This is a genomic window from Aeromonas sp. 1HA1 (genome assembly GCF_029237385.1).
In the GTDB taxonomy this organism is placed as follows: domain Bacteria; phylum Pseudomonadota; class Gammaproteobacteria; order Enterobacterales; family Aeromonadaceae; genus Aeromonas; species Aeromonas popoffii.
In genome coordinates this window covers 1-12,753 of the sequence record NZ_JAACGC010000091.1, presented here as the reverse complement: position 1 = coordinate 12,753, position 12,753 = coordinate 1, and the positions used below count along the sequence as shown (strand labels likewise).

General features: G+C 53.0%; 8 protein-coding genes and 1 pseudogene. All 9 read left to right on the top strand.

The features are described 5' to 3' along the window. Positions 1 to 1,314 (top strand): type VI secretion system tip protein TssI/VgrG (tssI, locus tag GWQ22_RS19275; RefSeq protein WP_275931329.1); only part of this gene is annotated, 1,314 nt, incomplete at its 5' end. Beyond that, positions 1,290 to 2,120: a DUF4123 domain-containing protein gene (locus GWQ22_RS19270; RefSeq protein ID WP_275931328.1), complete on the top strand. Its 831-nt coding sequence runs from the start codon at positions 1,290 to 1,292 to the stop codon at positions 2,118 to 2,120. The genes tssI and GWQ22_RS19270, both read left to right, overlap by 25 nt. After that, a complete protein-coding gene (locus tag GWQ22_RS19265) occupies positions 2,121 to 5,192 on the top strand; it encodes a hypothetical protein (RefSeq protein WP_275931327.1) in 3,072 nt (1,023 codons plus the stop codon). After that, a complete protein-coding gene (locus GWQ22_RS19260) occupies positions 5,189 to 6,175 on the top strand; it encodes a hypothetical protein (protein ID WP_275931326.1) in 987 nt (328 codons plus the stop codon). Before GWQ22_RS19265 ends, GWQ22_RS19260 begins: the two co-directional genes overlap by 4 nt. 286 nt (positions 6,176 to 6,461) lie before the next feature. Then, positions 6,462 to 7,646, top strand: a complete 1,185-nt coding sequence (locus tag GWQ22_RS19255) for a hypothetical protein (RefSeq protein WP_275931325.1) — start codon at positions 6,462 to 6,464, stop codon at positions 7,644 to 7,646. Beyond that, entirely contained in the window at positions 7,633 to 8,652 is a 1,020-nt protein-coding gene (locus GWQ22_RS19250; RefSeq protein WP_275931324.1) for a hypothetical protein, read from the top strand. Before GWQ22_RS19255 ends, GWQ22_RS19250 begins: the two co-directional genes overlap by 14 nt. Positions 8,653 to 8,816: 164 nt before the next feature. Next, a complete protein-coding gene (locus GWQ22_RS19245) occupies positions 8,817 to 10,184 on the top strand; it encodes a tetratricopeptide repeat protein (RefSeq protein ID WP_275931323.1) in 1,368 nt (455 codons plus the stop codon). A 218-nt stretch (positions 10,185 to 10,402) separates the two neighbouring features. Next, positions 10,403 to 11,827: a hypothetical protein gene (locus GWQ22_RS19240; protein ID WP_275931322.1), complete on the top strand. Its 1,425-nt coding sequence runs from the start codon at positions 10,403 to 10,405 to the stop codon at positions 11,825 to 11,827. A gap of 252 nt (positions 11,828 to 12,079) precedes the next feature. Next, positions 12,080 to 12,226, top strand: a pseudogene (locus GWQ22_RS19235) (IS4 family transposase); the annotation flags it as partial. Positions 12,227 to 12,753: the final 527 nt, after the last annotated feature.

Genomic DNA, 12,753 nt, shown 5'->3' with positions numbered 1-12,753 from the left:
TATCCGGGCCGCTACAAGCAGGACGGCAGTGGCAAGGCGTTTGCCCAGCACCGCCTCGATGCGCTGCGCAATGACGCGGTCAGCGGCAGTGGCAAGTCCAACAGCGCAGCCCTCTTGCCGGGCCAGAGTTTCTCGCTGACCGAGCACCCGAACGGCAGCCTCAACACCGACTGGCAAATTGTGCGTATCAGCCACACCGGCGAACAGCCCCAGGCGCTGGAAGAGGAGGGCGGCAGTGGCCCGACCGTCTACCACAACGAATTTGGCGTGGTCAAAGCGAGCACCACCTGGCGGGCGCGTATTGGCAGCCCCGAGGCACCCCACAAGCCAATGGTGGATGGCCCACAAATCGCGAGCGTGGTGGGCCCAGAAGGGGAAGAGATTTACTGCGACGAGCATGGCCGGGTGAAGCTTCAATTCCCGTGGGACAGATACGGCAGCTCCAACGACCAGAGCTCCTGCTGGGTACGGGTGAGTCAGGGCTGGGCCGGTGGCCAATACGGCATGATGGCCATCCCGCGCATCGGCCACGAGGTCATCGTGAGCTTTTTGGAAGGGGACCCCGACCAGCCCATCGTCACCGGTCGCACCTTCCATGCCACCAACCGGCCGCCTTACGACTTACCGGCGAACAAGACCCGTACCGTGTTGCGTACCGAGACCCATCAGGGGGATGGTTTCAACGAGCTGCGTTTCGAAGACCAGGCGGGTCAGGAAGAGATTTACATCCACGGTCAGAAAGACCTGAATGTGCTGATAGAGAACGATGCGGCTTGGCACATCAAGCATGACCAGCACACCGACATCGACAACGAGCGCGTCACCCGCATCAAGGCCAACGACCACCTGACGGTGGAGGGTGAGAAGCGCGACCACATCAAGGGCGAATATTCGCTAACGGTGGAGGCCTCCCTTCACCAGAAGATTGCACAAGCACTATTGGTGGAAGCGGGTCAGGAAATTCACTTCAAGGCCGGTAACAAGATTGTACTGGAAGCAGGCTCAGAGCTGACGCTCAAGGTCGGTGGCAGCTTTGTGAAAGTTGACCCCAGTGGTGTCACCCTGGTCGGTCTCAGCATCAAGATGAACTCCGGCGGCAGTCCCGGCTCTGGTTCTGGGTGGGCAGGTCAGATGCCCGGCCTGCCAATGGGGGTTGCATTAGCGCCTTATGTTGTACCGCCAACACCAGAGATGATCCCGGCCATGTTGGTCGCGGCAAAAGCCGGTGTGGTAGCAATGCCCATGTGTGGCAAGCGCTCTAATGGCACATGTGAACGGGGGGACTGCACATGCAAACTCGATGGGAACAGTTAACATCCCTGCATCGGTTTTCTCCCGATAGCCTGTCAATCAACTACTTGCTGATTGATATGGCGCGTTGGGAAGAGGCGCAAGAGGTGATCCATCAGCTCATTGAACAGCCTGAATTGACACTGTTGTTTGCTGGTACGCACCATCAAGCCTTGTTGGAGGTGAGCCCTCTTTTAGTGGCCCTCCCCTCCGGGCTTGCTATCAGGGAAACGTTGCTCACGGAAGTGCGGGAGAGACGCGCAGGCGTTGCGCTGCGCGCAGCGCTCTCTTGCGAAGCGTTGGCCAACCATTTCAGACAGTTCCTGACGGTGCCAGATGGGCAGGGACAAAGCTATCTGCGTTTTTATGATCCGGCCATTTGGCTGGCTATCTATGCCAGCCAGTATGATGCCCCCTTGATGGGCTCAGTGTTGGACGCCGTGTACTTACCTGACTGGTGCTCTGCAACCTGGTGTGAAATTGTCAGTTCCGGGCACCAAGCTGCACTTCAACAACCGGTGCGTCTGAGTACAGAACTGCTGGCCATGGCTCAGAAAACCCGTCTGCTCTATAGCTTGCAAGCAACCCCGATTGACCCGGCCCTGTGCTATGGTCTTGCATCTTCGCTTGCATGCCTGATTGATAAAGGGATGACCGAGCAATGGGAACTCATGCCTTGGTTAACCCTGCTTAATGATTATCCCGCCCCCGTGTTGGATGGCCGCATGGCACAGTGGTTGGCCACCTTCGATATTGAGTGCCATGAGCCGCTGGCTGTGGCAAACCATTTTTGGCAGCATCAGACCCATAAGCCAGTGGAGGCGTTATAGATGTCCGCACCAACCACGACTACGTCACCTGTACTGAACAATGTCATTGATGAAGGACTGTGTCAGTCGCCGACCATGTTGCCTTTTGTTCCGTTGCCAGCGCCTGCATCAAATGAGTCGTTTGCAGCGGTCAAATCCCCCTGCTCGGCAAAAGAGTTTGAAGACATCTTCTACGTCAGCGGCTCCAACTGTTTCTGGCTGGTCGAGAAAAAAGCCTTCAAGAAGATAAAAATGGTGGTCAGTGAGTTTGAAGCCAAGGTGCTTGGCTCATCCAGCAAGCTGCAGGCACTGGCTGCACAAGGTATTCAACTCGATAGCCTGATGATTAGCCCAACGGCATACAGCTTCTTGACCCTGGCCCAGCAGCAGGAATGGAGCAACATTCAGGCTCGTAGGCCATCCAGCCCGACCTTTTCACCCTATGGGGATAACAGCCAAGCTGCAGTACACAAGCAATTTATCAATCTGGCGGCTCAGGATGCCAAATGTATCGAGCAACTGGAGCAGCTCAAACGTCAGGGGATAGAGCAAGCCAAGGCGCAAGGGTATGAAGTCGATAACAATGGCCACTACTATGACCCTCGTCAGGTCAAAATCGGCAAATTGATCGCGCAATACAACAAGGCCCGCGCCGCGTTTGTGGCAGAAAAGCCTCCGGCAGAGCAGGTTGAATCGCTACGACAGGCGGTGCTGAAAACCCAGACTCTGATGCAGGAGCACAGCAACGATCTGATGTGGCCGAGTGATGATTGGTTTAGCCATCGTCAGGGGACCCTGGCCAAGATGACTGCGGCGCAACAGACCCTCAATCGCTGCATCAGCGAGCTTGGCGCATTAGGGGTCGCCGTGCCGGAGTTTGCTCTGAGCGGCATAGAGGGGTGTGTGGCCGGTGATAAATGCTATGCCAGTTGGTACGCCTATCTGGCTCAGAAAAAGCAGGCCGAAGAGGAACTGGAGAAGACCACCAAGGCATTCTTGACCGCGCTCGATAGCGGTTATGCCGCCAGCAGCGACAAAGACAATCCCTTGTTGCCACCCCAGCAAATGTTTCAGCGCCAGCTCGATGCCATCAATGCGGCCCACAAGCAAGCGAACGAGCTGTACGAACAGGCACTGCTGGCCTGCTCCCGCCAAGTGCCACCTCGGGTATTGGCATGGGAGGGGGAATATCAGCGCCAACCCATGGACGTATTGACCAAGGGGGATTATCCGCTGCGCGAGATTTGCTCGGCTGCGTTATCGGTAGAGCTGCTTAGCTACTTCAGTCTCTGGCAGTTGCCGGTTGACAAGGTCAAGGAGCGGGCAGGTGATTTACTCAAACTGGATAAGGATCCGGTTCTGCTCGCCCTGCTGGCGCAAGATGGCATTACCCCTCTCCCGCTGCAAAAGGGCTGGTTCTACAAAGAGAGCGGCGCCCTCAATTTTGACAAGGTGGCCGACTACCTGGAGCAGAAGAACATCAAGGTGACGGCGCTGGATTCCTGGCGTAGCCGCTTTGCCGGGCACCTTGGCACACTGCTCTATCGCTCTGACAAGCAGGTGGAGTTTGGTCCCTTTGATGAGTCACCCCAGGCGCAGCTGATGCGGATGATGAGTTACAGCGACTGGAAGGGCAAACTCAGCAGTTCCGGCAAGATAGACCCTCCGCCGATGACGCTGACCTATCAGGACGGCACCGTCTCCATGCCTGGGCCGAGCGCCAGCTTGTCGGTCACGGCGGAGTTTTATCCTCTGCGTGGAGAGATCGATCTGTTCAGGATCACCTTGCCACGAGGTGCGAAGCCCACAATAGCAACCCTGATCGCCCCCAAGAGTGGCAACAAATACCAGATCAATCTGGGCACTTGGGCCGTAGATGTCCATGCCAAGGCGTGGGGCAAAGCGGGCGCCATGCTCAAAGCAGGCCGCGAGGCATCGCTTAATGCCAGCGTCGGGGGCATTAGTCTCAGCGGGCTCGATGTGGCGGTCAAGGCTGAAGAGAAGGGAGAATTTACGGCCGAGGTCGGGGCAGAGGTGGGCTGCAGTCTGTCAGGACGCCTGCTTTGGACACCGGATAACAGCATGATCCAGCGTCTGAGGATAGATGGTCAAGCCGCTAAGCTGCCGCTTCAGCTATGCAAAGCCACCACCGGGCTGAAGGCCGAAATCAAGAACACGCTGAGTGAGTTCCCCTTTATCCTGAGCTGGCGCAATAACCGGATGCGGTTGGGGGTCAAGGCCGGGGTACTGGGAGGCAGCGCCAAGGCCAAAGGCTATTTCGAGTTTGAAGTGGACTGGCAATCTACCGGTTATGTGGTGGCCATGTTTCAGGACCTGCTGCGCCGCTGCAACTACGAGCGGGTCGAAGTCTTCGCCGATGAGGAGAGCTATCAGCGGCTCTCCAGGGCCAGTCAGTTGGCACTGCTGCTGGGGGTCAATATTGGCCAGATAGTGGCGGCTGAGAAAGACTTTGTCGACAGGATTTATGGCAAGCTTAATCGCAGGCAGAATGCGGGTCTGGTGGCGTGGACTTTGTCGGGTCACCGGTTGCCTCGCAGTGATAACCCATCAGTCAATGTGGCCGCTATCTCGCCAGGAGAAGCCCAAGAACGAGAGCCCAAACTGCAGGCTTGGGCCGAACAACTGCTGCCGGAGGCGCTGGGCTCTTTGCTGGGAACCATGGTGGCCAGTCCAGACGAGTTGCGCGTTCGTTCTGTGAATGTTGATTTATCGACGAAAGAAGTCCATGCCTTGCAACAGTTAACAATATCTCGTCTATTGGGTTGGCTAAATAGCCGCGATCATGCAGTGCTGCAGCGTAATCGCCGTAAATTTACCGAGGCTGTTGTGAGAATGCACTCACCAATGGTTCATGATAAAATTGCGGCCTATCAGAGAAATATCAAGGAGTTGGATAACTTTATGGCTAAGGCGGCGATGAAGAGCCCTGTCTTGGATGATGAAATTATTCGTTACAACATAGCCCGCCAAGCACTGCTCAATCCTGGCTATGAACGTGCCACCCGCACTCTAGAGCCAAGTGGCAAGGATTATCCCAAGGTCGCGCAAACAGATTGGAGCGCCCCACAATGAAATTACTATTTTTAACCGCCCTGCTGCTCAACACCCCAGTATGGGCAACCCAAGAGCGCGCCCAGGAACTTTATGATTTGGCGGTGGTACCCTGGGAGCAAGGCACCAAAAAAGGGGCCGATCTGATGTGGCAGGCTGCAGATGCTGGCAATGCCAGGGCGCAATGTTTGATTGCCAAGGGCAACTTGCAATCTGTGTGGGTATGGTCCGATCTCTCATATAAATATTTTAAAATGGCGGCGGATCAAAACGCTCTATGTGGATTATTGGCTCTATCTGTTGATGCGGAAGGCGGCGTGCCCATTATGCGTCCTAAACAATTTGAAATAGATAATATTTCAATCGGGGAATATGAAAAGCGGTTGAATGCTATCTTGGCTGAACAGGTTGTGAGGGGGGACGTCGAGGCGTTGAAACTAAAAGGGTTCCTGAGTGACAATAAAAATGAAGAGTGTGCCTTGTTTGAAAAGGCAGCACAAAAAAACGATCCCGATGCTCAGTTTAGACTGGCCAACAAAATTGAAGATGGTTGTGGTTGGTATTTAATTCCTGGTTCTCGTCAAAAGGCAGTCCATTACTGGATAGAGCAAGCAGCCAACCATGGCAACCCTAGAGCCATGGAGGAGATGGCGGGTCTTGCCCATGACGCGGGCGACTTTAAAGGGATGCTGGCGTGGTTTGATAAGGCCATTGCAACCGGCAACAAAGATAGTTTGGCGTTCGCAAGCAAATTCTTTATGGGATCTTACTCTTTAATATTCAATCTTCCCGAAAAGTATCAAGACCCCGTAAAAGCCTACGCCTTTAACTATATTCTGCGGCAATATGACCCCAAGGATAATGCTGAAGACTTGTCGCCATACAGTCGCTTAAAAGTGCTTGACGATAAGTTAACCAAGGCAGAAAAAGAGCAAGCAATTACGTGGGCTAAAGAGTGGATGAAAAACCATCAGGTTCGTACCTACGGATTGGTGTTTAATTAGCCGCGACAGCTCGGCACTACAGTCGTTGCCATCAATCGACGGAGGCGGTGCTGAAAAAACCGCCCAGTTAAGTCGGCTTCACACTCTCTAGAGGGGGCTGAAAGGTAGTTGATCGTTAGAAGGCGGCGCATCCGCTTTGTGCCCATCAGGTGGCTGTGTAGCACGTCATACAGCACTACCTCATTGTTCAGGATCACACGCCCCCAAGAGTGGCAACAAATACCAGATCAATCTGGGCACCTGGGCCGTAGATGTCCATGCCAAGGCGTGGGGCAAAGCGGGCGCCATGCTCAAAGCGGGCCGCGAGGCATCGCTTAATGCCAGCGTCGGGGGCATTAGTCTCAGCGGGCTCGATGTGGCGGTCAAGGCTGAAGAGAAGGGGGAATTTACCGCTGAGGTCGGGGCTGAGGTGGGCTGCAGTCTGTCAGGACGCCTGCTTTGGACACCGGATAGCAGCATGATCCAGCGTCTGAGGATAGATGGTCAAGCCGCTAAGCTGCCGCTTCAGCTATGCAAAGCCACCACCGGGCTGAAGGCCGAAATCAAGAACACGCTGAGTGAGTTCCCCTTTATCCTGAGCTGGCGCAATAACCGGATGCGGTTGGGGGTCAAGGCTGGGGTATTGGGGGGCAGCGCCAAGGCCAAGGGCTATTTCGAGTTTGAAGTGGATTGGCAATCTACCGGTTATGTGGTGGCCATGTTTCAGGATCTGCTGCGCCGCTGCAACTACGAGCGGGTCGAAGTCTTCGCCGATGAGGAGAGCTATCAGCGGCTCTCCAGGGCCAGTCAGCTGGCACTGCTGCTAGGGGTCAATATTGGCCAGATAGTGGCCGCCGAGAAGGACTTTGTCGACAGGATCTATGGCAAGCTTAATCGCAGCCAGAATGCAGGTCTGGTGGCGTGGACGTTGTCTTATCATCTGCTGCCGAAGCGGGCTAATCCCAATCCGGCTTTGCGCCCGGATACGGCTGGCGATGCCAAGGCCAATGCAGCAACGGAGGCCAAGTTAAAAGAGTGGGCCAATGGTCTACTGCCGGAGGCATTGGGCTCGTTATTGGGGACCTTGATGGCAAGCTCCAAAGGACTGAAATTGAACAATCCACCAGTCAATTTATCAGATAAAGAAACCCATGTATTGCAGCAATTAACCATCGCACGTTTGGTTGATTGGCTCTATAGCGGTAAAGCCACTCCTGATAATCGCCATAAGTTTCAAGAGGCGATAAGCCGCATGAACGACATTAATGTGCAAGATCAGATTGGTGCTTATAAAAGAAATTTAATGCTTCTCGATGACTATATGGATTCAATTGTAAAAGGAAGTAGTGAATCACGTATTGCATCATCTATGTATCATAGAGCAAGAAATGCACTGTCAAATATTGATTGGGAAAAAGCGCAGCGTAAATACAAGATTTCTAATATGTATGGTCTTTCTCAGATTCAGGATGGATGGAATGTTAAGAGTTAAGCAGTTTTCAATGTTGATGTTGATTTCGTTATTTTCAATGTCATATGCAAACGCTATGGAGGATAAGGCTGCAACCGCCGAGGCGCTTTATCAACAAGCAGTGACCCCCTATGAACAAGGGTGGCGTAAAGGGCTTGATTTGATGTGGCAAGCAGCTAATGCGGGAAATATCAAGGCGCTATGCCTGATTGCCAGAGGTTATCAAGGTACATCTTTGATTGTTAATGCTGATGCACAAACATATTTTAAAAAAGCGGCGGAATTAGGCGGGCTATGTGGCATGCAAGCATTATCTAATCTCGGTAGTGGCCCCATTTTAGATGCGTCATTATCAGACCATTCCGGCGATCAAAATTGGACCGAGATTTTGCTTGAGACAGCTAAAAAAAGAGCATACGAAGGTCAGTTGGACGGTCTACGGTCGTATGCGTTGATACAGGCAGCCAAAGGGAATGGCAATGGTTTCTGTAAATGGATGGAAAAAGCGGCAGATTTAGGGGATGCCGATGCCATGAACCAATTGGCAGGAGCAATTCGTGATGGCTGTGGCTGGTATATTATTCCTGGCTCACGTGATAAGGCTGTACGCCACTGGACAGAAAAAGCCGCCAATCATGGTAATCCAAGAGCTATGGAGGTTATGTCTAGCTATGCTGAGAAAGACAAAGATATTGTTGGAATGCTGGCTTGGCTCGAACGTGCAGCCAATACAGGAAATATTAACTCGATAAGGAACTATAGCACTTATCTGATGGGAGGCGATGAGTTTACCATTCCAATTCCTGCTGATATGCAAAGCAATAAAAAAGCTTACGCTTGGTTATATGTATTAACCCATCAACTACCGCCAGAAACTGAGGAGTCAGCCTATTCCCGCTCTGTTAAAGAACTCAGTATTCTTGAAAAAAAACTCTCAGCGAACGAAATGGAAGAGGCTAAATCTTGGGCTAACGAATGGATGAAAACGCATCAAGTTAGAAGTTACTTCCTGGAGTTCGGAATGTAACAGAGTTTGTTATGACTGCAAAAACCACCTGACAGGCAAGGCTAATGGCCAGGGAAGGCGCCACATCAGCTGTATGCCCATCAGGTGGCTGCGTAGCATACCGGATTAGCCCATAATACAGCACTACCTCATCCGTCACTTTTCACTCAGCGTAGATTTTCCTCATGACATACCGTGCTATATGGCTGGCACTAGCAGCCAGCATGCTTGCAGCCTGTTCTTCCACTGCCCCACGTACTGATGCCGAGCTATCCCAAGCCGCAAAGCAGGGGGATGGCCGCGCCCAGTATGAGCTGGCCAAACGTCTAGCGAGCCAGCCCGATTACCCCAACGCCATGCACTGGATGCAGCAGGCCGCCGAGCAGTCAGGCCCCTTGGCCGCCGATCAGCAGATCCGCGCTAACGCAGCGTGGCAAGTGGGTGACTGGTATCAGGCTGGGCTCGGTGAGCCCAAAAATCCGGCACTTGCCAATCAGTGGTGGCAACGTTCTGCGCGGCTTGGCAACACCCATGCCAGCTATCGACTGGGCGTGATGTGCCAGGAGCTGCATCAAGGCAAGCTGGTGAGTGAATGCCTCGACTGGTTCGAGCAGGCCGCCAAGCGGGATCATGCCGAAGCGCAGTTAGTCCTGGCACTGTGGTACAGCAAACAACCGGGGGCTGATGCTGATGCCGTCAAATGGTTAGAAAAAGCGGCAGAACTGGGCAACCGTGATGCCCAGTACCTGCTGGGTCAGCGCTATGAAATGGGCAAAGGGGTTGCCAAACGGCCGGATATTGCCCAGCGCTGGAATGATAAAGCCGCTGCCCAACAGCAACCGGACGCCTTGTTGCTGCAAGCTAAACAGGCGCTTCCTTCTAATGCTTTCGCTGCCTATCAGCGCGCCGCCAATGCGGGTTCTGCCGAAGCTGAATTCTGGCTAGGGATGGCATATCTGGCAGGGGAGCAAGTCCCCGCAGATCCCGCTTTGGGGCGCTATTGGCTGGAGCTGGCAGCCGGACACGGTTCCCACGAAGCCGAGTACCAACTGAGCTTGCTGCAGGTAGACCGGGAGCAGCAGGCCCACTGGTTAACGCTGGCCGCTGACGGTGGCGTAACCAAAGCGTTGTTTGAGCTGGCGGAGTTACAGCAGGACCAGGGGGCTTTGGAGCAAGCCAGAGCCAGTTATGCCAAGGCCGCTCAACAGGGCCACACGGCAGCGCAATACGCCTACGGTGAAATGCTGCGTTTGGGCCAAGGGGGAAAAGAGGATTACACGCTGGCACTCAAGCAGTATCGCTTGGCCGCTCAGCGAGGCGACCGCATGGCCCAATACCGGATGGGGACGCTGCGTGAGAAAGGTCTGGGGGCACCGCGCAACCGGATACATGCCTATGCCTGGCTCTCCTTGGCCGCCACCGAAGGGATGCCTGAAGCCATGCAGGCCCGTGACGAGCTGGAGGCCGCGATGACCAAACCGGAAGTCAAACAGGCTCAGAAGTTGTCGGAACACTGGTTTGGCAAGATGTTATTAACCGTCAGGAAACGCTAAAAAAAGAACATAGAAGGACGCGGCCATTTGGCCGCGTCCTTCTTATTCAGTTGGTAAATCACCAGCCACAAACTCAGCCCACGCATCCATCATAAGACGACGTTGGTCCAGCAAGTCAGTACGGTGGTATGTCAGGCGTTGCTGCAATGGATAGGCATCTGTACCGGTCTCAGGCACAATGTTCGATTAGATAGACCTGATAATTGGTAGTTCAGCTGATGGCACGAATACTAACCAAAGCGCAATTGAGTAAACTAGAAAGTAAGAGCCAAGCCGAGCTGTTGGCTGTCGTGCTTGACTTGGCAACGCATCTCCCCCTCGCCAAGAAACATCTGATTAACCAGCACCTTACTGCTGAGGATGCCTTATTGGCATTGGCCAAAAAAGAGTATAACAAGCTCACTCGTCGCCCCCCTTCCTGGGATTATAAGGAGGTGGATGCCTTCTTCGATACCTTGCAAAATCAGTTTATTCCGTTGCTGGCCAAGGGGATTGTCGCCTCCCCAAGGGAGGGTGAAGTCTTCGCCCTCGAGTTGCTGGCCCATACCAGAGAGTTGTATGAAAAGATGGATACTTCCAGTGGAAGCTGGGAGGACTACCATCTTGCGCTGGTCGAACAGTGGCTGATGGCGATCGCTGCTCAACGAGAGTTTGTCACCCCAGAGGTGCTGGCTCGTCGATTGCGTGAAGGATTGTCAGACATTGATCCATCGATCAGCATTACTTGCCTGTTTGATTACCGTGATGTGCTCGGTTCCTCGTTGATGAGAGCCTTGCGGGATAGCTATGCGGCAGCAGGTCTATTGCCAGAGGCGTTGGGGTTGAGCTTTGAGTTGCGTGATATTGCGTTTTTTGATCGGGTGCAACAGGCTGGCCTCTTTAGCCACCCCCGTCAGCAGATTGACTATGCCAGACTGCTGATCGACGAATTACGCGCCGATCAAGCCATCGCGGTATTAGAGGCAATGGACTCAGACCTATTGCAGCGCCACCGCCAATTGAACGTGTGGAATCAAGTGTTGATCCGGGCCTATCTGGAAGAGGGACGCCGAGCTGACGCTCATGCTCAGGCATTACGCGCGTTTGCTGCCACACGGGCAAACTCGTTTTTTGCGAGTTATTGCCAAAGTGGGGATGAGACCAGAGAGGTAGCATTAGGCCAGTTTGTTACTATTGCCGAATCATGGGGGCTGCGCGAGGTATTGTTGCTGCTAGAGGAGGTTGAAGCATGGCCGCAACTGGCGCAACGGCTTGAACAGTGTACAGATGCAGACTTGCAGGAGGATCTCTCACTCCTTAGTGGTTCAACCGTGCGAACTTGGTCGAGCCGCCTCTATCAGCAGGGATTTATCGTGGTGGCAGTGCGGCTACGTCGTCAATTGGTGGCCAATGTCGTTAATCAGGGCAAGAGCACCTACTACTCGGGGGCAGCCTCAGATCTGAAAAAGAGCCTAGATTATCAGGCGGCCTTAAAGGTAGAACAAGAGGACGGAGAGAGACCTCTTTGTTCGCCACAGGAGTATCTGAATCAGCTTTATCAGCAGCACAAACGCAAGAGCAGTTTCTGGGAGGCGGTTCGTCAAAAGCTACCAGCCATTACCATTTCGGCGAGCGGTGTGCACTATCAGACCGTGAATAAATAAGGCGCTAACACCTTTCACTCGGTCAGTCAGCTTGTGCTGGTGTTCCATGCGCCCTTGGCTGTCTAACGCCTCAATAGCACTCCTCTGAACGGCCAGTGCAAACCGCACTGCTTGTACTTCTTGCTATTGCTACAGGGGCACGGCTCGTTAGTGAATGCCACCAACGGTTTAGTGTGTGCCGGGCGTTCACTACGTTGCGTCAGAAAGTGGCATGCAGGATACGAGCAGCAAACCGAGTCTTAGTGGCTGCGGATATTGGAAGCGATGGCGCACCGAGCCCTCGGTGAAATAAGGGCTCGGCTAGAATGGGCTGTCGCAAAAAACGCGTGGCGGGTAAAGCAGAAAAAATCATTACAAAACAAGACCTTGAATGACATTTTAATTGATGTCTTTTCTTAAGGTCCTGTACATGTAGCACTATTAGGAACAGTTATTTAGTGCTGAGCGCCTTTCCATTTTTCCACTAGCTTCTCATTCATTTTGAAATCAATTACGTTTGGCGAACTTTCAATTGCTGCCTTTTCAGCATTACGCTCTTTCTGTTTTTCATATTTGGCTTTCAGATTGCTGAATACCATTTTTGGCAACAAAACAAAGCTGGCAAACAGAACATTTTTGGCACCATCGTAAATAATGTTTTCAATAAATGGTTTATAGCTTTCATCACCTGTAAATTGAATGGCAACCGCGATGAATTCATCAACGACGCTTCCCTCTCGTGCCTCTTTCAGCGCCCAAACAATACCACTCTCTCCCTCTTTATATAGAGGGATATCAAGTTCTTTGGTTACTTGTTCAAGCTCTGACTCTTATACACAAATATTGTGAACTGATTGGCACTTTTCCCGATTTCCAGGATCTGATCTCCTATGTGACTCCCGAACATGGTAACGATCATGCTAACTTTTGCTCTTCATCGTGCGGCC

Bases quoted from the DNA above. Each gene is read 5' to 3' on its own strand.
- GWQ22_RS19270 (WP_275931328.1), top strand. From the start codon at position 1,290: ATGCAAACTCGATGGGAACAGTTAACATCCCTGCATCGGTTTTCTCCC.
- GWQ22_RS19265 (WP_275931327.1), top strand. From the start codon at position 2,121: ATGTCCGCACCAACCACGACTACGTCACCTGTACTGAACAATGTCATT.
- GWQ22_RS19260 (WP_275931326.1), top strand. From the start codon at position 5,189: ATGAAATTACTATTTTTAACCGCCCTGCTGCTCAACACCCCAGTATGG.
- GWQ22_RS19255 (WP_275931325.1), top strand. From the start codon at position 6,462: ATGCTCAAAGCGGGCCGCGAGGCATCGCTTAATGCCAGCGTCGGGGGC.
- GWQ22_RS19250 (WP_275931324.1), top strand. From the start codon at position 7,633: ATGTTAAGAGTTAAGCAGTTTTCAATGTTGATGTTGATTTCGTTATTT.
- GWQ22_RS19245 (WP_275931323.1), top strand. From the start codon at position 8,817: ATGACATACCGTGCTATATGGCTGGCACTAGCAGCCAGCATGCTTGCA.
- GWQ22_RS19240 (WP_275931322.1), top strand. From the start codon at position 10,403: ATGGCACGAATACTAACCAAAGCGCAATTGAGTAAACTAGAAAGTAAG.